The organism is Gordonia sp. C13 (genome assembly GCF_023218005.1).
Taxonomy (GTDB): Bacteria; Actinomycetota; Actinomycetes; order Mycobacteriales; family Mycobacteriaceae; genus Gordonia; species Gordonia namibiensis.
The window spans coordinates 512,169-531,690 of the sequence record NZ_JALPSY010000001.1 but is presented as its reverse complement, the minus strand read 5'-3'; the positions used below and the strand labels follow the sequence as shown (position 1 = coordinate 531,690).

Sequence of the window (19,522 nt, the reverse complement as noted above, 5' to 3'; positions counted from 1 at the left end):
AGCGAGCCCAATCAGCGGGAAGGAACTGAACAAGCGGGAATCCGGCGCGGCATCGCGGCGCGAGCGCCCCCGGCAGGATTCGAACCTGCGACCTAGGGATTAGAAGGGTGTTCGGGTCAAGTCATACCACCCTGGGTCACCAGAGGTCAACACGAGGCAGTTATACCAGTTCAGAGAGTCACCCGGCGACACGCTGATTGTCACTTCCGGACACCTTTTGCCACCCGAATGCAGCAGGTTGCTACACGAACGGGCTAACGTGTAGCGCATGGCTTGGGTTCAGAAACTACCGTCCGGAAAGTGGCGGGGCGTATACCGCGACACGTCTGGTAAGCAGTGCTCAGCCGGAACATGGCATTACAAAGACCGCGCCCTCGCAGAAGCCAACAAGGCCGAAGGGGTTGCACGGCACGACCCGGAGGTCACAACCAACCTCACCGTCTCGGAGTGGCTTCCGCGCTGGCGCAGTGGACGAAACGTGCAGGAGTCCACGGCACGCCAAGACGAATCGAAACTCACCCATCACGTCATCCCGCGCTGGGGTTCAGTGAAGCTGTCAGACGTAACAGTCGAGCAGGTCGCGGCATGGCAGAAGAAGTTGGCCGACGACGGGCTGTCCGCGTCCACGGTGACAAAGATTGTCAACCTGCTGTCGAGTGTCCTGCAATCTGCGGTCGTGGCTGGAACGTTGGAGACGAACCCTGCCCGCAAAGTAAAGCGTCCGAAAGCTGGTGTTTCGCCTGAACGGTTCCTCACCCGCGCGGAGGCGGACGCGGTCAGGTTGGGGTTGCACGGATTTGACCGGCTCATATTCGATGTTCTGATTGGTACAGGTTGCCGGTGGGGCGAGGCGGCGGCGTTGACCTGGGATGCCGTTGACTTCGATAACGGCATGCTGCATGTAGCGATGTCGTACGACCGGACTGCCAAGTTTTTTAAGCCCACGAAATCTCATGCCGATCGGCGGATACCGGTGGGGGAGTCGCTGCTGGCGCTGCTGAGTGCCCGACTCGATGAGGTGGGGTTTGGTGTGCCGCCGAAACTGCCGTTCAGGGAGGTTCCGGAACCCCGGTCGGGCCTGATCCTGCCGAACTCGGTTGGGGAGCCGTATGACGGTGCTCTGTTCGCTCACCGTCTTGATGCTGCTGGCCGTGCCGCGTCCGTAGGTGAAGGGGCGCGACGAAGGTACGTGGGCCACATCCGCCCACATGACACTCGGCACACTTACGCGTCGTGGCTTGTTCAGGCAGGTATTCCGATTCAGGAGGTGCAACGGCTCCTCGGGCATCAGTCGATCGCGACGACGGAGAAGTACGCACGGCTGGCGGGTTCTCAACACGATGCGGTCAGGGCGGCTCTCGGCTGATCGTGACGTATGGGTAGTTCGGTGAGGAGTTCTGTTAGCTGGGTGCCATCGAGTTCTACTCTTCGTCAACCAGGTGCGCGACTCGATGCAAGGGGAACGCCCGCAAGTTACGCCGACCCAAAAGTCCAGTTCGAGGCGCACGTGTTGATCCCGCACTTAGCACCGTTTCATCGAGGCCCCGCGTGTCGCAGTTGCGATCAAAGGGGCAAATCTCCACAAATTGGGTATGACAGTTCGCCCGATCTGTCATGCCGTTGTCGTATGGTTTCGAGGTTCGTCGCGCCGTGTCCGGAAAGCCCCAAGATTGTGTTGGCTCCGACCCCACGAACACCCCAAACCGAAAGTCACCCCTACAGGGGTCTAAAGCCGTGTGGAGTTGTTGTGGGACAAAAGTTTTTGAGTGTTGAGCAGGCCGGCCAGATTGTTGGCGTTTCCGGGCGCACCATTCGCCGCTGGGTGGCGTCAGGACGGTTGACCGGGTACAGGGTAGGGCCGAAGCTGTTGAGGGTGTCAGCGGCGGAACTGGACCGTCTAGCGACACCCGTCGTGTAGGCCAGGTACTGATAGCGGCGAAGTCTTTGGTTCCGCATGGGCAGTGGTTGCCGTGGGTCAAAGCGAATTTTCAAGGGTCGCAACCGACTGCAAGCCGGTACGTGACGCTCGCGCAGAACTATTCACGCGTGAATAGTTTGCTCGACAACAACCCGGACCTTTCCATCCGCGAAGCCGTCAAACATTCGAGTTTCTGGATTTTTATTCGTCGCGGTGTTCGCGTTTGTGCTGGTGGTTAATTCCATGTGGGACTTTCGGCCCTATAAACCACTATGAATTACTATTCATCACTTTTATACGTTAAAGATCGAACTACATTGTAGGTATACGCTTTCTATCATGATCGAACATACTATCGAAAAGGCAACCTGATGACGAGTATTGATGAGTACTTCGATGTGCCCGAGGTGGCGAAACGGACTGGGTACTCGGAACTGACAGTGCGCGCAAAAATTCGAGACGGAATCCTCCCGGCGATTCGTAGGGGTCGTCGCCTATTTATCCATCCGAACGATATTGAGGCGTTGTTCACGCCGATCGACTAAATAATGTTTGCCGCCCGGTGGGCTGGGCGGTTGGGAAACTTTGCTATTGGGGGAATCCTCATGGATTCATATGCGGGTGTTATTGAGGCGTTTCGTAACGCCGGATTATATGTCGACGACAAGGGCAACCAGGCGTTCTGCCAAGGACCGGGCCACAGCGGACAAGACCGCTCGGTGTCGGTAACTAGGACGCAAGGCTGCACGCTAATTCACTCCTTTGCGGGGGACCGCACTGAAGATGTTCTCGCAGCGGTGGGTCTGACAACCGCTGACCTCTACGACAACAAGCGAGGAGTGGACTACTGCTACCCGGACGGGCGTGTTGTTCATCGCTCGGTTGACAAGAAGTTTAGGCAGTCGGGAAACACCGAGGGCAGTGCCCTTTATCGCGCAGACCGACTACCCGACCTCACCGTAACGGTGTACGTGGCCGAAGGGGAAAAGGATGCTGACGCGCTAGCGACTGTGCTCGGCGTCCCGGCAGTGTCCGCCGCTATGGGTGCACAGAATCCAAGTAAAGCGGACTGGTCCCCGTTGTCGGGGCGACCTGTCGTGGCTGTCGTGGACGATGACGCTCCCGGTCAGAGGTGGGCTGATCAAATCCGTGAACTTGTCGGGCCGATTGCCGAATCCTTGCGGTTTGTTAAGGCAAAAGTCGGTAAGGATGCTGCCGATCATGTTGCTGCTGGTTACGGCGTGGCTGACTTCATTCCCGCCGATCCGACGCCGCGAGGCCGGAGGTTGACACTCGTGAACGCAGATCAAGTCGAGATCGAGAAGATTCAGTGGTGGGAGCCGGGGCTGATCCCTTCCGGCTCGCTGACTCTTCTCGCAGGTCGCGGCAATGCTGGCAAGTCCACTGCTGCGGCAGCGTGGGCGGCCATTGAGACAAGACGCGGCGGGCACGTGCTCTGGCTGCATTCGGAGGAATCCCGAAGCCGCCACGTCAAGCCGAAGCTGGTTGCGGCCGGCGCTGACTGCACAAAAGTGCACTTTCTGGAAGTGACCGAGGAGGGCACCGATGCCCGTCTGTCGCTGCCCGACGACCTCCCCGCACTCCGGGACCTCATGAGCGACAACCAAATCCGGTTTCTGGTCCTCGATGCCGTCACTTCCTTCAAGGCTGGTAACAAGTCCGGCGACAAGCAGGACGAAATCCGTCCGTTTCTCGAAGGCCTGAACCGTCTGGCCGATGACCTCGGCGCGGTCGTACTCGGTATTGCGCACTTCAATAAGGGAACTGGACGTGAAGCTCGCCTCTTGGTGACTGGCTCAACGGCGTGGACAGATGTGCCGCGCTCGGTTCTCGGGTTTGCTCGGGACGATTCTACCGGCGGCGGTGTGATAACCGATGTCAAAGGCAACCTGGTCGCAGTACCGCGCTCATTGACGTACTCGTTCGTCACAGTGACGGTGCCGGTGGGCGATGACGCGACCGAGGTCGGGCGGGTCGTGTTCGGCGAGGACACCACAACCACCGTCGATGATCTGTTGAATCGGAGTCGGGACGAGGGTTCGGATGAGGATGATTCACCACGCGGCTGGTTGTCGAGGTTCCTGAAGAATGGGCCGCAACCGGCAGTGAACGTTTACGCGGTGGGCGGCGAAGCAGGGTACTCGGACCGTCAACTGCGGAATGCTCACCGAAACGTGTGTGGACGGCCGGAAAACATGAAGGCGTTTGTGAAGCGGGAACCGGGATCAACGACTGGACCGTGGGTGTGGAGACTTCCAAGCCAGGAATGGCCATGGGATAAATCGACTGAAGAGGGTTCTCCTATAGATGACGCTGCTATAGATGACAAAAAACCTCTATATGCAAATTTAAGTAATCTATATAACCTTGCAGGTCAGAAGGGGTTTTCTGATGTCATCTTTGAAAAGAATGAAGATGACATAGATGCTATAGATGACATCACGCAAGAAACAGGTCATCTTGGGCGTCATCTTCCAATCGATGAGCCCATTCCCTTGATTCCTGTCGATCTCTGCGAGTGCGGCGATCCTGCGGTCGAGAACGAAACCCTTTGCTTGAACTGTCAACTTGGTGGTAAATGAGATGATTCTGGATTCTACACGCGGGAATAAGAAATCTGCCGTCCATGTGTTGCGCCGACAAAACGGAGGCTGCATCGTAGATCAGGCAGGCCACCGCATTTTCGTCGATCGTAATGAGGCTCGTCAACTCGCGGAAACAATCCTTGCCATCATCGCGGATGAGCCTCGCCCTCTTTTCGAGGATGGTAAAGGTTCGGAGTGGGTTGACGCTCAGCGAGAGATGTGGCGTGCGCAGACCGGAAGCGCAGAGGTTTGGGAGTAGTGGCTGATCCGCTAAACGCATTGAAACTCGACCAGCTCGTAGAAATAATTCCCGAAATCTTGGTCACGTTGAGGGAAGATGCGATGTCGATTCGCGGTATTCGCGACATTCCGCTCGCCGCCGCCGACAAACTGTTCGCCACGATCTGCAAACTCGCCGAGGAAGTCGATTTGGACCTAACCGGCATCCCGTGCTGGAGGAATCCGGCCGGAAAAGTCATTGGGATGAGAACAGCGACCCGGCCAGTGCACGCGAAGTGGATTTGTGAGGATATTCGATCCTGTGTGCGGGATACTCGCGATGAGGTGTTCGTGACGGATTCGCTGCGGTGGGCGGTCAGGCAAAGCGCCGGCGCATCAAAGAACGTCGTCTCCATCCTTGTTTCCGAACTTGAGTCCGCGGCGTTGACACGCGACTGGGACCGCTTCGCCGAGATTCGCCAGGGCAATCGGGGTGCCGCTGTTGGGTGAACGAGTCCACCTGAGCAAAGCCGCGAAACTGTGTGGGCGAAGTCCGATCACTCTCCGCGACTGGGTGACTCGCGGTCATTTGAAAGCTGACAGGCCCGGAGGTTTCCCCGACTGGTGGGTGGACGTCGACGACCTCCTTAATGCGGCGCAGGAACAGATGCGACGGTATCGGGAGAGGCCGATCGCGCCAGGTCCAGGTCGTGGACACATCGGCGAACCCGCCGGCAGGGTCAAACGCTGGGACGAACGATCCCACGACACAGGCCAGGAATGAAGGAATAACACTATGACTGAAATGACTTTCTCGCTGACAACCGGAAAAGGGTGTAGTGAGATCAGAATCAGGATTGAACAGCCTGAAAAGAAGAACGACGCCGAGGAACCGGAGCTTGGGAAGCTATTCTTCTCCTCGGACGCCTGCACGCCAGCTCAGTGGGTAAAGCAGTGAGCCGCAGGCTATCTGATCGATTCACGCTCAAGCGCATTGGCGACCTCCAGGATGTCGTTCTAATCGAGCACGGGCCCGTCTCGTGGATCGACTTCCCGAGCAGCCATCTTCCCGATCTATACAAGCTGATCCGGCGCGAAATCGAACAGCCTGCCATTGAACGAGACGAGGACTGATGGCCAGAGCAGTCTTTGTCGGCGCCAAAGTCGGCGTCAGCATGTGGCAAAACGAGGTCCGTCTCGCCATTTCCCGTCCAGACGGCGGCATCTCACTAGCGGCGCAACTCCGACCACAAGAAGCTGCGAGGCTCTTGCGTGACCTCGTAGAAACGCTGGCATTCATCGACCACAAGCATGCCGCCGACACCCTCACCAGCGCCGTCGATGTGCTCACCGGCGTCACCACATTGCAAAAGGAAAACTCATGATTAATACCCGTCACCACTCCGATCGAATCCGCGCAGTGCGGCGAAACCTCGACGCCCTCAACGGATTGGGCGTTCTCTCCGATAAGGAATCCGCCACAGTTAGCGCACTTGTCGAACAGGCTCACCGGGTTGAAGCGTTCGCCGCCAACTCAGAAGCCGTCGCAGCACAGATCGCACAGAATGAAGTCGCGGCACTGATCGACAAGGGCAAGCCTGTTGATGACGCCACCGTTGCGCAATTGGCTTCGAAACTGTTCGACCCCCGTGCTATCGATCACGTCGCCGAAGCTGTGTACGCCCAGTCGGCTACCGCTGCGTGGAACCTGTTGTTGTCAAAGCGCGACCAGTTGCCGGCGATACTCAATGCTCGTTTCGACGAAATCCGTACACAAGCGGAAGTTTTGGAGCCGAAGGTTCGACCGCTCGAAGACGCGAGCGCCGCTATCCGTGCGGGGCTGGCAACAGAGTGGGCGGCGGTAGAGGATTTGGCCGCTGAACGTGCCGAACTGTTGACCGCAATCCGTGAGCTACGCCGAGATCGGCTGCTGTTCGAGCCGAAGCGCGACACAGGCGGCTACCTGCTGGCCAAACACCCGCACGGCGCAATGGGCTCAGCCACGATGCCCCCGCACCGGAAGTTCTTCGCAGAGGCGCTTGGCCGGGTGGACTGGGTCCCGTGCAACGAGGCGGAAATCGACGAGGTTCGCGCCGCAGACGACGAGGCTGCTGAGCATGTTCGATGATGCCGTACAGGCCGCAATTGCTGCCACAGAGGAACGCGGCCAGGGGTGCCCCGACGATCCGCAGCTTGCCCAGATCTGGAGGGATCGCCGGGATGGGCGAGAGTGGCATCCCGACCCGATCATCGGCGCAGCACTCGAAGACGTCGAGACGGGCCGACGGTACTGCTCCGATCCGATCCTCGCCGCAGCGTTGGAGGCCACGCGGCACCTACCCGACAGTGGTGAGACCGAACCTGAACCGGAACACGTATCGGTAGTCGAAAGGCCTGACCCGGTCGGTGGCGGCGATCCCTGGAACGAGGGGCGGGCATTGCAGGCCACCCACGAGCGCTCGTCGTGGATCAACTCGGGTCGGTACCGACACGCCGACACTCTCCGCGTCCGCGAGTTTGGAGACGAGCATGGCTAACCGTTCGACCTCTGGTAAATGGCACCGACTGAGGCGTGAGTTCTGGGCGAGACACGCATCAGGTGCCATCTGCCATCTGTGCGGTCACCCCGTGGATGTCACGTTGAAGGGCAAACTTCCGTACTCGCGTGCCATCGACCACGTGACCCCGATCGCTGCTGGCGGACTCGAATTCGACCTCGCTGACTGTCGACCTGCTCACAACGTCTGCAACACGGCGAGGCAGGACCGCCCAATCAGTGATTTCGCCACACCTGAGCAGCGGGCGGCGTTCAGGGAGCTGATCGAAGGACTTGCCCAGGCTCAGATAGCCCGCGCAAAGCACAGGGAACTGTCGGAAGCGACGAAACCGAGCCAACGGAAACCCGTTCAACAGACCCGGCCGAAAACTCCGCACATATTTCACGGAATCGACATAACCGACTGGACGCCGGAACAAAAATCGAAGCTCCGGCCATGGGTTCCAATGGGGTGGGACGGAAATTCTGAATGGAACGAGGATGGAACCAAGAGAATCGGTTGGACACCGTTCCTTCCCGGCTGGGACCTCGAAAGCGTTGTAAAGCTCGAAAACGAAAGTGAAACCCAGTGAGCTGCGAAAATGCGGCCCTTAGGGGCATTCCGGCCCCGCGTGTAAAGCCGCCTTGGGTTGCTGAAGGCAGGCGGAATGGGCGGGTGGGGGTACCCCCACCCTTTGAGTGGGAAGAGATGTAGATGGATTCAGCGACTCGTGCAGTGTTGGCGTCGTTCGCGAAGGATGGCGTTGGCGTCGATGGTCCGGTGGTGGAGACCGATTTGGCGTTTTACAAACGGTTTCGGAAGTCACTGCCGGGGGTTGAGGACCGGCGTGCTGTGGAGGTGGTCCGGGGGTACGTGTCGAAGTCGACTTCTGAGCTTGGGTTGCGGGATTGGCGGCGGAAGCTACGACGGGTCGGATACCGGGCTGTGTGGGGTGACCGTGTGGTGTCCCGTGAGTGCCCTGAGTTTGTGTTGGTGTATCGGATGGCAGTCGATTGGCGGGTGGGGTTGTCGTGGGCGATGGACCCGCGCCGGTGTGAGTCGACGTTGCCCGTGACGACGGGGGAGCCGTTGCCGATGACTTTGTGGGCTGCGGTTGTGCCGGCAGATGCGGTGTTCGCCCACTACTGGTCTCTACAGTTTGCGTCGGCGACTGCCTGTCCGTTGTGGAAGACGTTGGAGACTGAGTTTGGTTGTGTCGCTGTCGCTGTCGATGATTTCAGTGAGGTGCTTGTCGATCCTGCAAGGCTTGTGGATGGTGATGTGTTGTCGCCTGGTGTGGTTGTTGCGGTGCACGAGTTCGACCAGGTTGATGTCGATGTGGATCATGAACAGTTTGCGATGTTGTTGAACGCGGTGTGGAATTGGCGTTCTGCGTCGCCGCGAGGCTGAGCTCTCATACTCGGTATTGGTCGATCCATCCTCCGAACGGGGGAAGCTCCAGTTTCCACAAGACGATGAGCATGACGGTGATCTGTACGACGGAGATGAGTAGCGCAGAGACTGCGATGCCTGCCCCGCGTTCATAGGGTCGGCGTTTGCTCTCGGACAGCGCAATGAGCGCGAAGACGATGGTGACGGGGATGAGGCCGAGGAGGGCGGCGAACAGTGAAATGCAGGCGCACAGGTTCGTCGTCTCTTCGGGCTTCCTCGTCTCAACCTCCGGTGTTTCGGTTGGGTTGAGGACGACACGTGAGCCTTCTCGGCGGACAGAGGGCATGCTATCGAGGTTTCAGCGTCTGAGTGCTGCGCACGGCGCTATCTCGTGTGGCACGCCGGGGAGCAATGAACGCAGCCGTCGACCTGCGCGAGGATGCGGCGCGCGGAGTTGAGCGCACCGAAGCATGTTACGTGTGTGCCGAGGGCTGTCCGGTTCACGAATGAGGGCACGTACGCGCAGTTCAGGGTGTGGACCTCGTGGTCGCCGTTGGGTTGGGCCTTGTCGTTGACGCAGTAGTCGGGCATAGAACGCATAGTGCGCAAGTGGTGAACTAAATGGCACGCACTTGGTGTGCTAATCCTCCAGCTAGACGACACGCCTGGCGTTGTGGGGCTGACTAGTGCCAGATACTTGGGTCTAGAAGTCCAGTACCGTTAGGTTTTCTTGCGTTCATCGCGGAGTTGAAGTGCTGCTTGTCCTCCGGAGTGACTGGGTTCGGCTGGATGCGCTCTGGCTCGGTGAACGTGTATCGACGCCATCGCCGACCATTGCCGTCGAGGTAACGGAACAAGACTTGCGTGTCCTGCCCGTCGAATGGGGTGTTGGGGTCGGGCACGACCCAGACGGAGTCGAAGTCCTCGCCAGGAGGCAGGTGCATCCGTTCGGCGGCTACTCGTTCATGTTGTCGCTGGGATTCTGTTTGCTGGCAACCCGTGTCGCCATAAGTCACGCCCTCGACGACGATCTGATGGAAGGGCAGATGGCTCGCGTTGCGCAGCGTTACAGTCACGACGATTCGGTCGTTGGGGTGGGCTGTGACTAGACGCGGAGTGAGTAGCCGCGCAAGTAATACCTCGTCCTCTCTGCGGTTTTCGCGGTTCGCGACCAGTGTGCGCCACGCTAGAAACACGCTGGCGAATGCGCCGACGGCCGCGAGGAGTGTCAACCAGGACGGGAATGTGCCCATGTCCGCGCCTAATTGCCAAGCGGTGATCGCTGCTAGGCCTAGGCTCGCGGCCGCTCCGGCGGTGAGCGCCGCGTTACGCCGGTTGCTTAGCCATGGTTCAACGTCGGGCACTTCTCTGTTCTCTGTTCGTTCAAATGGGAAGAGGGCGGGGCCAATCCGTTGTCTGGATGGATTGGCCCCGCCTTACCTGTTGGGGTGCGGCCTATTTGCGACGCTCGGTCACAGTGGTGCGCGGATTCGTCTTAGCGCGTGACTTGGGGACGTAACGCCCCGTCACTGCACTGCGGACGACCGTGCCCTTACCCCGACCCCTAGCCACGACGCCGCCGAACGGTCGTCGTGGTGGTGGTCGTGGTGACACGTACCCGGACAGGTCCCACACGCTTGGTGTGGGTGGAGGTGCGACGGCTCGTTGCCATTGCCCTCACCTTCTTTCTTTTCGCACCAGGGGCAGACGAACTCGCCCACTCCTTGTGAGTGGTGCGACCGTGGGTAGTACCGTGGCCGATGCATCTTCCCCTTCAAAGTTAGATGCGCACCGGCACGATGCTCCGTCTGGCAAGGTTCGCCCTCCTGATGGAGCGTCGTGCCCTCTGGTGTCTCAAAGACTAGATGTAGGGGGCAGGAGTTTGGACTACCACAATCCGTAGTAGGCGCTAGATCTGGCACATTTTTGCAGGTAGGCAGAAATTTCGAGATCGTGGCGCGTTCGGGCGTGTCGCAACCCGGTTTGTCGCGGACCGGCTGCAAAAATGGCAGGTTTCTGGAGTTCGTTCGCTAACCGAACGATTCGCTAACTATGCAGTGGTGTTTTAGCAGAAGGCCGAGGCGTATGGGCCGTAGCCACGCTGCATCGCTGTACGTCGCCCGTCCACGATGATGTCGCACTGCACATAGGCGTTGTTGCTGCTGCTGTTGGTCGATATCCACGACATCGGGAAGTCGTACTCGTCCGGGGTCGCGTAACTGGTCTTCCAGTAAAAGTTCCCCTTGTCGGTCTTGTTCACGAAACGTCGATCGTGCTGTGTGAAGCTTGTGCTCGGTGTCGAGTAGTGAAAGTCGACGTTTGTGGTGTTGGTGTAGAAGACGTACGTGACGTGGATGCTGAGCGTCTGGCTGGACGACTGTGCGCCTGTTGTCCGCGTTGGGCCACACCGACCGATCGGTTCCATGGAAGGCACTACAAAGCAAAGCCCGCCCCGCGCTGCCCCTCTCAGGGGCGCGCCACGGGGCGGGCTTCTGTTGTATGTGGTCGATCTACGCGGACTTCAACAGGTTGACGCGCGTAGATGCCGTGATGGCCTCGGTCACTTGCCGCAACAGGGTTTGGGCTTCGGTGAAGGCGGTGACGTACTCGCCGGCCCCCTCTATGTTCATCAGGTCGCCGTCCGCGCTGCCGTCCACACAGATGCCGTGTTCCAGGATGCCGTCCTCCAGTCGGTAAGAGGATTCGACAACGACGTTGATCGTGCCGACAGGGCGCGTCGACCAATAGACAGTGACGGACTCACGATCTGCGAGAAGCTGCGGTGTGATGCCGAGCTGCTGTGCGACGGCTGCGAACGTTTCTGCATTGCGTCGGTTCGTCTCTGAGAGTGCGGCAAGGGCAGTGAGGGTGGTCATGGTTTGTGATCCTTCTGTGGAGTGTGAAAGTCGTTGATATCTGGGGGTTTCAGAGTCCGAGCCAAGCTGAGACACCAGGCATGGGTGCCAGCAGTTCGTCGACCTCGTCGCCAGTCGCCAACGTGAGTGCTTGGACGACCTCGCGGCCACGCCGAGGGAGAGCCTCAGAGCCGTAGTCGACGGCTTCCTCCAAGTGCCAGACAGCGGTACGGAGCGAGTCTGCGTGAGGGGCGGTGGGTTCTTGGTCGTAGAGGTCCCAGGCGTGGCGGATGAGAGTTTCGGTGGCGCTGAGAGTGGTGGTGTCTGTCACGGTGTTCACCTTTCGTGTTGGGTGAACACCCGTTCTTGTGCCCCCGGCAGGATTCGAACCTGCGACCAGCTGATTAGAAGGCAGCTGCTCTATCCCCTGAGCTACGGAGGCGTTGCCACATTCTGCTACATGCCGAATGCGTTTTTGCAGTTTGACCGCCGTAGTCCGAGGGTTTAGAAGGCCCTTGCTCTATCCACCTGAGCTACGGAGGCTGGTCGACGCTCGTGACATCAGACACGCGGCGTCGGGCACATGGAGTTTACGACATGGCGCCGGCTCCGCCGCAGGTGTGCCGCACACCACGGGCTGACCAGGTCGGAGGGTGTGTCGTCGACGCCCGGACCTACAGTTGAGGAATGACCCGCTCGTCGACGTCCGCCACGCCGGATCAGAACCGCGACGCGATGAACGAACCGCGCGGCGTCGTCACCGCGGTCCTCTGGGCGTCGGGATGGCTCGCCGCGATCGTCGCCATCGCCGTCACCGCCGTCTCCGCGTCCACCGCGCTCAAGCTGACCGGCGTCCCCGACCCCGGCCCGCTCACCACTTACGGCCTGCCGACGCTGACCGCGATCGGTGAGTTCGCGGCCGCGATCGCGCTCGGCTGCGCGGTGTTCGCAGCGTTCTTCGTGCCGCCGCAGTCCGACAACGTGCTCGACGTCGGCGGTTATCGCGCCATCCGGATCGCGGCGTCGTCGGCGCTGGTCTGGTCGGTGTGCGCGCTGCTGCTGATGCCGCTGTCGGCGTCGGAGGTCAGCGGTTCGCCGCTGTCGGAGGCCATCAAACCGGCCAACCTGATCAACGCCTACGGCCAGGTCGCCGAGGTGCGCACCTGGTTCTGGACGGCCGTGTTCGCGCTGGTCGCGGCAATCATCGCGCGGACGATCCTCAAGTGGGGTCCGACAGTCGCGGTCATCGCGTTCACGATCTTCAGCCTGATGCCGTCGGCACTCGCCGGTCACTCGTCGTCGGGCGGCAACCACGACATCGCCACCAACAGCCTCATCCTCCACCTGATCGGTGCGACGCTGTGGCTCGGTGGACTCGCCGCGGTGGTCGTCTACGCGCTCGCGTCCGGGCGGTGGCGGGCACTGGCGGTCCGACGCTTTTCCCGCGTCGCGTTCTGGTGCATCATCGTCGTCGGCCTCAGCGGCGTGGTCAACGCCGCCGTTCGGGTGCCCTTCGATCAGCTCTTCTCCGACACCTACGGTCAGCTCGTCATCGCCAAGCTCGCGGCGCTCGTCGTCCTCGGCGCTCTCGGTGCGTGGCACCGCCGCGTGACCATCGCCCAGCTCGACTCGGAGGAGCGGCCGTCGCTGTTCGTCCGGTTCGGACTCGTGGAACTGGCTGTCTTCGCGGCCACCTTCGGTCTCGCGGTCGGCCTCAGCCGGACCCCGCCGCCGGCCCTCGACACCGCGAACGTCTCCCCGGTCGAGAACGCCATCGGCTACGACATCGACGGTCCGCCGACCTTCCTCCGCTTCTTCACCGACTGGCGTTTCGACCTCATCTTCGGTCTCGCCGCGATCGTCCTGGCAGTCGTGTACATCCGCGGCGTCGTGCGCCTGAAGCGCCGCGGCGACGACTGGCCGATCGGCCGCACCTTCGCGTGGCTTCTCGGATGTGTGCTGCTGCTCCTGGCGACCTCGTCGGGCCTCGGGCGGTACGCACCGGCGATGTTCAGCATTCACATGATCGCCCACATGCTGATGTCGATGATGATCCCGGTCCTGCTGGTGCTGGGCGGCCCGGTGACGCTGGCTTTGCGCGCACTCCCGCCGGCCGGTCGCGGCAACCCGCCCGGACCCCGCGAGTGGATTCAGGCCGGCGTGCACTCGGGGCCGTCGCGCTTCCTGACGCATCCGCTGATCGCAGCCATCATGTTCGTCGGCAGCTTCTACATCCTCTACCTCGGCGGCCTGTACGAGTCGGTGGTCGAGTACCACGCGGCGCACCTGCTGATGAACCTGCACTTCCTGCTCAGCGGTTACCTGTTCTACTGGCTCGTCATCGGCATCGACCCCGCACCACGACAGGTCAAACCGGTAGCCAAGCTCGGCATCGTTCTCGGCTCGCTGCCGTTCCACGCCTTCTTCGGCGTGGCCCTCATGATGACCACCGCCGTCATCGCCGAGAACTACTACCGCGGACTCAACCTGCCGTGGACCTACAACCTGTTCGACGACCAGCGCGCCGGTGGCGGAATCGCCTGGGCGGCGGGCGAGATCCCGCTCGTCGTCATCATGCTGGCCCTGCTGGTCCAGTGGCAGCGCAGCGACACCCGGCAGGCGAAACGCTACGACCGCAACGCGGCCCGCGACCATGACGCCGAGCTCGAGAACTACAACGACATGCTCAAGGAACTCAACAAACGCAGCTGAGCTCCAACAGGATTCAGCTCGATCCCGTCGAGACCGCGCACACGGACTCACCGGCCTGGGCCAGGGCGGCGACGTGCAGCGGGTCGAAACCGGCGCCGGCGGCGGACCGAGCACTCGACACGGCCAGTTCCGACGGGCAGCGCAGGGTCGTCACGACGTCGCGTGAGGCCGCGAGTTCGTCGACGATCGCCACGTTGAACTCGTTGATCGCCGCACGGACCGGACCGAGATCCGGTGTCGCGGGCGGGGCCGACTGCCCGGGCAACTCCCACAGGGCGAACAACCCTCGTTGGACCGTCTTGCTCGCCTCGATCTGATCCCGGAACACGTTGCGTACGTAGGCGGGGTCGAGGTCCCGGTCGAGAGCGAGCTGAGACACGGTGTCGAGGACGACCTGTTCACGCGCGGGATCGTCGATGGCGGCGCCCGATGCCCACTTCGACGCGGCCACCGCGTCGGCCAGCGCGAGGCGCCCGGCGACCGCGTCGGTCAAGCCCGACAAAGCAGGGGACGGCGCCGCCGCAGACAGAGGTGGCGTGGACAAGGGTGGCGCGACCAACGTCGAGGCCGCCATCAGACCCACCAGGAACCCTCGCAGTCGCATATCGCGATCCTATGGGCGAAACGCCAGAGGTACCGGCGATCTGTGGGTAAACCTCGGAGAGTTCTCCACAGCCCGATCAGGTCCCCGTCTCGGACGCACGCCGGGGGAGATGCTGATGCGGCCACACTTCCCGTGGCCGACACCAGTAGGAGACGACCATGTTTGAGACGTACACGACCGTCATCGGAACCGTTGTGTCCGAGCCCCGCCGACGCCAGACCACCACCGGCGAGGACGTGATCTCGTTCCGCGTGGCCTGCACCTCGCGCCGCATCGACAAGCGCAGCGGCGAGTGGGTGGACGGACCGACGCTGTATCTGACGGTGAGCTGCTGGCGCCGACTCCTCGCCGGCGTCGGCCTCGCCATCGCGAAGGGGAGGCCCGTCATGGCGCACGGTCAGATCAAGACCAACGAGTACCCGACGGCCGACGGGTCGCGCCGCTCCGACCTCGAGATGACCGCCGTCGCCGTGGGACTCGACCTGAGTCGCTGCATCGTCACCTACCGCGGCACGCCGTCGTCGGAGCGAGACGTCGCGGCCGCACCTCCGGTCGCCGCCGCAGACAAGGCGGAAACCCAGACGGCCGCGTGAGGGTCACGCGGTCCGGTTGCGGACCAGCCGCCAAAGGTTGTGTCCGTCGGAGCGGCGGTAGGACAACTCGTCGAGGACCCTGACGGCGATGGCGAGTCCGCGTCCTCGTTCGGCGACATCCTCGGGCAGGCTCACGGTGTCGAGGTCGACGCGAGCCGGATGGCCGTCATCGCGGTAACGTGCCTCGATCCGGTCCGGGGTCACCTCGACCTCGAGGCGGAGGTGCACCGTGCTCCCGTCCCGCGCGTGTTCGATGATGTTCGCGCCGATCTCGGCCAGGGCGAGCTCGAACTGCATGGCATCCATGTCGCCGACGGGGCATGCGCGCAACAGGTCCGCGAGGAGCGCGTGGACGTGCTCGAGGGTGTCGTCGGAGGTGATCTCCTCGAGTTCGCGCGTCCCCGTCTGTTCGGTCATGACGGTGATCCGGCGGATCTCATTCGACGGTCTCCGCGGCCGGGCCGAACGCGGAGTCCGCGGACTCGTGCACGCGCAGAACCCGATTGAGATTGGTCAACTCCAGGACGGTCACGACCTGCTCGGTGGGAGCCGCGATCCGCAGATCTCCACCGGCCTGCCGCGCCACCTTCAGCCCGGAGACGAGCGCTCCGAGACCGGACGAGTCGATGAAGTCGGTCCCGGACAGGTCGACGACGATCCGGGACGATCCGGCGCCGACGAGCTCGTGCAACTGATCGCGCAGCTTGGGGGCCGCGACCATGTTGAGCCGGCCGGCGGGGGTGATCGCCACGGCGTCACCGTTCACGGCGCGGGTTGCGAAGGTCGTCATCATGGCCTTTCGTCTGTGGAGCTGTCGGCGGCGGAGTCGTTCGCGGTGGTACCGGCCGCAGTGGTCTCGTCGTGACCGCGGTAGCGGACCGCCATGATGACGACGCTGAGGATCACCAGATCGAACAGTACCCAGAACAGGTTGACGCCCACGCCCAGAACGGAGATCGCGCCCCGCCACAACTGCACGATGCCGATCACCGACGCCACGACGAGGAGGGCCATCGCGGCGAGTTGTGGACGGACGAGGTGCCACGGCAACGCGTCCTGGGACTGCTTCGTCTTCGGCGTGACCGCGAAGCCCAAGGGCCGGTTCAGGTAGACGTTGCGGAACGCTGTGGTGCAGGCCCGGATCCAGACCGGGAACAACGCGAGACTGTACTGCTGTCCCCGCCAGGTCGGGGTGCCTCTGGCCACCACGAGGAACAGCACCTGGTTGATCACCAGGAACGGGATGAGACGGAGGAAGAAGTCCCAGCTGTAGGCCTGCACGGGGAGAACCCCCAGGACGAGGTACACCACCGGGGCGGCGATGTAGGCGATCGCCGCGAAGCCCGCCAGGTAGCTCCACATCGTCGCCCAGTACATGAGTCGCTGGGCAACGGTCAGTCCTTTCTGGACCAGCGGGTTCTCTCGCAGCATCACCTGGATGGTGCCTTGAGCCCACCGAAGGCGTTGGGTGAGCATCGTTTTCAGGTCCTCAGGGGCAAGACCGTAGGCGAGGTTCTCGTGGTGATACGCCGAATTCCACCCCAGGGCGTGCAGTCGCATACAGGTGGCCATGTCCTCGGTGACCGAGATCGTCGCGAGCGGCAACATCGGTTGCGCCTCATCGGATCTGCCGACATCGACCGCCGCGACCAGCGCACGGATCGACTCGATGGCGCCGAGCGGGGACCACTCGCGATCGGCCAGAACCGCCAGTGCGTCGAAGTCGAGTGCCCCGGCGCCTGCTTCCTGCTCGCTGAACTCCGTGAGGGCCTCGATCGCCTCGAGGTCGGCACGCATCACCTCGACATCGGCGTCGACGAGTCCGCGGGCGGCCTCGTCGACCCGCGCCTGGAATCGGTACGTGATGTCGGCCAGCGGTTCCCGGTTCTTCAGCTGCGTCCGCGCCTCCTTGACCGCGGCATCCACCCGGTCGAGTGCGGCGAGTGCCGGGGCGTTGTCGCGGACGCGACGCCTGGTTTTGCGGAGCACGGTCCGCGCGGTGCGCAGGGCACGGTCGACGCCGTCCTCGACGGCGGTGACGTATTGCGTGATCCCGAGCTGCATCAATGCTTCCCGTCGCAGCACGGCGTTGGAGCCGCAGAAGAAGGCCGCGTTCCAGCCGTCCTTTCCCTGCTGGATCGGCCCGTAGAAGAGCGGTGCCTGCGATCCGAGCGGGTCCGAGGGCGGCACATTGACGAAGTACTGCGGGGTCTGGACCAGGGCCATCTTCTCGTCGTGGAAGTAGCCGAGCGTGCGGTCGAGGATCTGAGGTTCGGGAACCTGGTCGGCGTCGAGGATCAGGATGAACTCGCCCTCGGTCTGCATCAGCGCGTTGTTGAGGTTGCCCGCCTTCGCATGTCGCGGTTTGTCCAGCCAGTTCGACGACCGGGTCAGGTAACCGACGCCGGCCGCGTGCGCGGCCTCGGCGAGTTCGGCGCGGTCACCGTCGTCGAGAATCCAGGTGGTGTGCGGGTAGGTGATGGCCCTGGCGGCGAGCGCGGTCTTCATCACGAGGTCGATCGGTTCGTTGTAGGTCGTGATGAAGACGTCGACCGTTGCGTCCGCGGGTGGCGGCGGAGGGTCGGGACGGTGCCGCAGTTTCCACATGGTGAGCCCGAACAGCAGCGAGTCGATGAGGCTGTAGGTCTCGGCGACGACCAGCGGTACGGCGATCCACCATGCCTCCCAGTTCACCGATGCCAGCCAGCGCCACACGATGTAGTTGAGGCCGAGCACGGCGGCCACGACGATGAGCAGTCGCAACCACGGTGACGGGGCGGTCCGCGCGAGGGTGGACTCCTCGAGGCTCTCGCTCACCCGGCATCGTCCCGCCGGATCGCGACGAGCGTGACATCGTCGACCGGAGGAAGACTGGCCACCAGTTCCTCGACCTTCCGCCGCACCGCGGCGGGAGTGCTTGTGCCGGAGAGTATTCGGAGGAGCTCGAACGCGTCGCCGCCGGCAACGAGGTCGAGGAGGCCGTCCGAGGCGATCACGAGCATGTCGCCGGGGCCGAGATCGACTGCGGCCGACCGCCAGGTGTCCTCCGGCAGGATGCCGATGGGGAGTCCGCCGCCGTGCAGGACGGTGCAGTGGCCGTCAGAGCGACGTACGGTCGCCAGGCCGTGCCCACCGTCGACGTAGTCGATGTGACCGTCTCGGGTCCGCAGCCGCGCGTGGAAGAGCGTCGCGAAGGTCTCGGTGCCCGCGAAGTCCTCGGCGAGCTGCGCCGCCACCGTCTCGACCACCTCGCCGAGATCGTGTTCTGGGGTATCCACGCAGACAGCATCGAAAGCGCGTGAGGCAGCGCGCATCGCCGACCGCACGGTCGCGGTGAGGATCGCCGCCCCCAGACCTTTGCCCATGACGTCGGCGACGGTGAACACGAGTCCGTCGTGACAGCGGTAATGGTCGTAGAAGTCGCCACCCACGGCAAACGCGGGTAGGCACGTCGCCTCGATCGCATAGCCGGGCACGACCCCGAGCGGCGGTGGGAGCAGCTGACGCTGCACCTTCGCGGCGCGCTCGAGGTCATCGGAGTTCTCGATCTCGCGTTGCGCCCAGGCCGCCAGCTCGCGGAACGCGGCCAACTGGTCGGCGGTCAGCTGCCGGGGCCGGGTGTCGTAGACGCAGAAGGTTCCCACCGGGTGACCGCCGGGACCGTACAGCGGATACCCGGCGTAGAAGCGGATTCCACCCTCACCGCCGATCTGGGGGATCTCCGCGAAGAAGGGGATCGTCGACACGTCCTCGATGATGAGCGCCGGGTCGGCGGGACGTGTGTAGGCCCGAGCGACCGTCACCTGGCACACGGTCTGCTCGCGCGGCTGGTTCTGCAATTCGATGCCGTCGACCGCCTTGAACCACTGTCGATCCCGGTCGAGAAGAGAGACCGTCGACATCGGGACGCCGAACACCGCCTTGGCCATGCGGGTGATCTGCGCGAACCGGTCCTCAGGGTCGGAGTCGAGCAGGTTGAGCTGCTCCACCGCCCGCAGACGTGCCTCCTCGACGTCGGGGTCGATCCGCGCGTGCGTCTCGTCCACCGCGACCCGACCCGGTCTCTCCACTTCGACCCCCGTCACC

23 protein-coding genes and 1 tRNA gene are annotated in these 19,522 nt (G+C 62.5%); 13 read left to right on the top strand and 11 right to left on the bottom strand.

Annotation, left to right across the window (positions count from 1 at the left end):
- Nucleotides 1–268 precede the first annotated feature (268 nt).
- The 11 genes from M1L58_RS02500 to M1L58_RS02460 all read left to right on the top strand — a co-directional run bounded on the left by M1L58_RS02500 (nucleotide 269) and on the right by M1L58_RS02460 (nucleotide 8,690).
- Nucleotides 269–1,366 (top strand): tyrosine-type recombinase/integrase, encoded by a 1,098-nt coding sequence (locus M1L58_RS02500; protein WP_248657688.1) that lies wholly within the window; start codon nucleotides 269–271, stop codon nucleotides 1,364–1,366.
- Nucleotides 1,367–1,375: 9 nt separating this feature from the next.
- Entirely contained in the window at nucleotides 1,376–1,918 is a 543-nt protein-coding gene (locus M1L58_RS23450; protein ID WP_308221781.1) for a helix-turn-helix domain-containing protein, read from the top strand.
- Complete coding sequence (locus M1L58_RS23580) at nucleotides 1,819–2,157, top strand: DUF3102 domain-containing protein (RefSeq protein ID WP_374112646.1); 339 nt, start codon at nucleotides 1,819–1,821, stop codon at nucleotides 2,155–2,157. Before M1L58_RS23450 ends, M1L58_RS23580 begins: the two co-directional genes overlap by 100 nt.
- A gap of 132 nt (nucleotides 2,158–2,289) precedes the next feature.
- On the top strand, nucleotides 2,290–2,463 hold the full coding sequence (locus M1L58_RS23575; protein ID WP_374112643.1) for a helix-turn-helix domain-containing protein: 174 nt from the start codon (nucleotides 2,290–2,292) through the stop codon (nucleotides 2,461–2,463).
- Between the two features lie 60 nt (nucleotides 2,464–2,523).
- A complete protein-coding gene (locus M1L58_RS02490; protein ID WP_248657686.1) occupies nucleotides 2,524–4,521 on the top strand; it encodes an AAA family ATPase in 1,998 nt (665 codons plus the stop codon).
- 261 nt (nucleotides 4,522–4,782) lie between these two features.
- Nucleotides 4,783–5,253: a hypothetical protein gene (locus M1L58_RS02485; RefSeq protein ID WP_248657685.1), complete on the top strand. Its 471-nt coding sequence runs from the start codon at nucleotides 4,783–4,785 to the stop codon at nucleotides 5,251–5,253.
- Nucleotides 5,254–5,539: 286 nt separating this feature from the next.
- On the top strand, nucleotides 5,540–5,701 hold the full coding sequence (locus M1L58_RS02480; protein ID WP_248657684.1) for a hypothetical protein: 162 nt from the start codon (nucleotides 5,540–5,542) through the stop codon (nucleotides 5,699–5,701).
- A 175-nt stretch (nucleotides 5,702–5,876) separates the two neighbouring features.
- Nucleotides 5,877–6,128 (top strand): hypothetical protein, encoded by a 252-nt coding sequence (locus tag M1L58_RS02475; RefSeq protein ID WP_248657683.1) that lies wholly within the window; start codon nucleotides 5,877–5,879, stop codon nucleotides 6,126–6,128.
- Entirely contained in the window at nucleotides 6,125–6,871 is a 747-nt protein-coding gene (locus tag M1L58_RS02470; protein WP_248657682.1) for a hypothetical protein, read from the top strand. The genes M1L58_RS02475 and M1L58_RS02470 overlap by 4 nt, the downstream gene beginning before the upstream one ends.
- A gap of 401 nt (nucleotides 6,872–7,272) precedes the next feature.
- On the top strand, nucleotides 7,273–7,872 hold the full coding sequence (locus tag M1L58_RS02465; RefSeq protein WP_282578181.1) for an HNH endonuclease: 600 nt from the start codon (nucleotides 7,273–7,275) through the stop codon (nucleotides 7,870–7,872).
- Nucleotides 7,873–8,375: 503 nt separating this feature from the next.
- Nucleotides 8,376–8,690: a hypothetical protein gene (locus tag M1L58_RS02460; RefSeq protein ID WP_248657680.1), complete on the top strand. Its 315-nt coding sequence runs from the start codon at nucleotides 8,376–8,378 to the stop codon at nucleotides 8,688–8,690.
- Nucleotides 8,691–8,694: 4 nt separating this feature from the next.
- Here the strand turns inward: M1L58_RS02460 and M1L58_RS02455 are convergent, their stop codons facing one another.
- The 6 genes from M1L58_RS02455 to M1L58_RS02430 all read right to left on the bottom strand — a co-directional run bounded on the left by M1L58_RS02455 (nucleotide 8,695) and on the right by M1L58_RS02430 (nucleotide 11,969).
- Nucleotides 8,695–9,018: a DUF4190 domain-containing protein gene (locus tag M1L58_RS02455; protein WP_248657679.1), complete on the bottom strand. Its 324-nt coding sequence runs from the start codon at nucleotides 9,016–9,018 to the stop codon at nucleotides 8,695–8,697.
- 337 nt (nucleotides 9,019–9,355) lie between these two features.
- Nucleotides 9,356–9,925, bottom strand: coding sequence for a hypothetical protein (locus M1L58_RS02450; protein WP_248657678.1), 570 nt, complete (start codon nucleotides 9,923–9,925; stop codon nucleotides 9,356–9,358).
- Nucleotides 9,926–10,737: 812 nt separating this feature from the next.
- On the bottom strand, nucleotides 10,738–10,932 hold the full coding sequence (locus M1L58_RS02445; protein ID WP_248657677.1) for a hypothetical protein: 195 nt from the start codon (nucleotides 10,930–10,932) through the stop codon (nucleotides 10,738–10,740).
- A 250-nt stretch (nucleotides 10,933–11,182) separates the two neighbouring features.
- Complete coding sequence (locus M1L58_RS02440; protein ID WP_248657676.1) at nucleotides 11,183–11,548, bottom strand: hypothetical protein; 366 nt, start codon at nucleotides 11,546–11,548, stop codon at nucleotides 11,183–11,185.
- Nucleotides 11,549–11,597: 49 nt separating this feature from the next.
- Nucleotides 11,598–11,858 (bottom strand): hypothetical protein, encoded by a 261-nt coding sequence (locus tag M1L58_RS02435; RefSeq protein WP_248657675.1) that lies wholly within the window; start codon nucleotides 11,856–11,858, stop codon nucleotides 11,598–11,600.
- Between the two features lie 38 nt (nucleotides 11,859–11,896).
- Nucleotides 11,897–11,969 (bottom strand) — tRNA-Arg (locus tag M1L58_RS02430).
- Between the two features lie 245 nt (nucleotides 11,970–12,214).
- Between M1L58_RS02430 and M1L58_RS02425 the strand changes: the two genes are divergently transcribed.
- Nucleotides 12,215–14,239, top strand: coding sequence for a cytochrome c oxidase assembly protein (locus tag M1L58_RS02425; RefSeq protein ID WP_248657674.1), 2,025 nt, complete (start codon nucleotides 12,215–12,217; stop codon nucleotides 14,237–14,239).
- Between the two features lie 13 nt (nucleotides 14,240–14,252).
- Here M1L58_RS02425 and M1L58_RS02420 read toward each other — a convergent pair whose 3' ends face one another.
- Complete coding sequence (locus M1L58_RS02420) at nucleotides 14,253–14,843, bottom strand: chorismate mutase (protein ID WP_248657673.1); 591 nt, start codon at nucleotides 14,841–14,843, stop codon at nucleotides 14,253–14,255.
- A 158-nt stretch (nucleotides 14,844–15,001) separates the two neighbouring features.
- Here M1L58_RS02420 and M1L58_RS02415 point away from each other — a divergent pair, with 158 nt between their 5' ends.
- Nucleotides 15,002–15,436, top strand: coding sequence for a single-stranded DNA-binding protein (locus M1L58_RS02415; RefSeq protein ID WP_248657672.1), 435 nt, complete (start codon nucleotides 15,002–15,004; stop codon nucleotides 15,434–15,436).
- A gap of 3 nt (nucleotides 15,437–15,439) precedes the next feature.
- Here M1L58_RS02415 and M1L58_RS02410 read toward each other — a convergent pair whose 3' ends face one another.
- The 4 genes from M1L58_RS02410 to M1L58_RS02395 are packed head-to-tail and all read right to left on the bottom strand — an operon-like array spanning nucleotide 15,440 to nucleotide 19,521.
- Entirely contained in the window at nucleotides 15,440–15,853 is a 414-nt protein-coding gene (locus M1L58_RS02410; RefSeq protein ID WP_248657671.1) for an ATP-binding protein, read from the bottom strand.
- A gap of 19 nt (nucleotides 15,854–15,872) precedes the next feature.
- Nucleotides 15,873–16,226 (bottom strand): STAS domain-containing protein, encoded by a 354-nt coding sequence (locus M1L58_RS02405; RefSeq protein WP_006866745.1) that lies wholly within the window; start codon nucleotides 16,224–16,226, stop codon nucleotides 15,873–15,875.
- Entirely contained in the window at nucleotides 16,226–18,253 is a 2,028-nt protein-coding gene (locus M1L58_RS02400; RefSeq protein WP_248657670.1) for a glycosyltransferase family 2 protein, read from the bottom strand. The genes M1L58_RS02405 and M1L58_RS02400 overlap by 1 nt, the downstream gene beginning before the upstream one ends.
- Nucleotides 18,250–19,521, bottom strand: coding sequence for a PP2C family protein-serine/threonine phosphatase (locus M1L58_RS02395; protein ID WP_248657669.1), 1,272 nt, complete (start codon nucleotides 19,519–19,521; stop codon nucleotides 18,250–18,252). Before M1L58_RS02395 ends, M1L58_RS02400 begins: the two co-directional genes overlap by 4 nt.
- Nucleotide 19,522: the final 1 nt, after the last annotated feature.

Coding starts and splice junctions, on each gene's coding strand:
- M1L58_RS02425 (WP_248657674.1), top strand. CDS start 12,215: ATGACCCGCTCGTCGACGTCCGCCACGCCGGATCAGAACCGCGACGCG.
- M1L58_RS02475 (WP_248657683.1), top strand. CDS start 5,877: ATGGCCAGAGCAGTCTTTGTCGGCGCCAAAGTCGGCGTCAGCATGTGG.
- M1L58_RS02480 (WP_248657684.1), top strand. CDS start 5,540: ATGACTGAAATGACTTTCTCGCTGACAACCGGAAAAGGGTGTAGTGAG.
- M1L58_RS23575 (WP_374112643.1), top strand. CDS start 2,290: ATGACGAGTATTGATGAGTACTTCGATGTGCCCGAGGTGGCGAAACGG.
- M1L58_RS02420 (WP_248657673.1), bottom strand. CDS start 14,843: ATGCGACTGCGAGGGTTCCTGGTGGGTCTGATGGCGGCCTCGACGTTG.
- M1L58_RS02415 (WP_248657672.1), top strand. CDS start 15,002: ATGTTTGAGACGTACACGACCGTCATCGGAACCGTTGTGTCCGAGCCC.
- M1L58_RS23450 (WP_308221781.1), top strand. CDS start 1,376: ATGGGTAGTTCGGTGAGGAGTTCTGTTAGCTGGGTGCCATCGAGTTCT.
- M1L58_RS02500 (WP_248657688.1), top strand. CDS start 269: ATGGCTTGGGTTCAGAAACTACCGTCCGGAAAGTGGCGGGGCGTATAC.
- M1L58_RS02490 (WP_248657686.1), top strand. CDS start 2,524: ATGGATTCATATGCGGGTGTTATTGAGGCGTTTCGTAACGCCGGATTA.
- M1L58_RS02465 (WP_282578181.1), top strand. CDS start 7,273: ATGGCTAACCGTTCGACCTCTGGTAAATGGCACCGACTGAGGCGTGAG.
- M1L58_RS02440 (WP_248657676.1), bottom strand. CDS start 11,548: ATGACCACCCTCACTGCCCTTGCCGCACTCTCAGAGACGAACCGACGC.
- M1L58_RS02455 (WP_248657679.1), bottom strand. CDS start 9,018: ATGCCCTCTGTCCGCCGAGAAGGCTCACGTGTCGTCCTCAACCCAACC.
- M1L58_RS02405 (WP_006866745.1), bottom strand. CDS start 16,226: ATGACGACCTTCGCAACCCGCGCCGTGAACGGTGACGCCGTGGCGATC.
- M1L58_RS02460 (WP_248657680.1), top strand. CDS start 8,376: ATGACTTTGTGGGCTGCGGTTGTGCCGGCAGATGCGGTGTTCGCCCAC.
- M1L58_RS02410 (WP_248657671.1), bottom strand. CDS start 15,853: ATGACCGAACAGACGGGGACGCGCGAACTCGAGGAGATCACCTCCGAC.
- M1L58_RS02450 (WP_248657678.1), bottom strand. CDS start 9,925: ATGGGCACATTCCCGTCCTGGTTGACACTCCTCGCGGCCGTCGGCGCA.
- M1L58_RS02470 (WP_248657682.1), top strand. CDS start 6,125: ATGATTAATACCCGTCACCACTCCGATCGAATCCGCGCAGTGCGGCGA.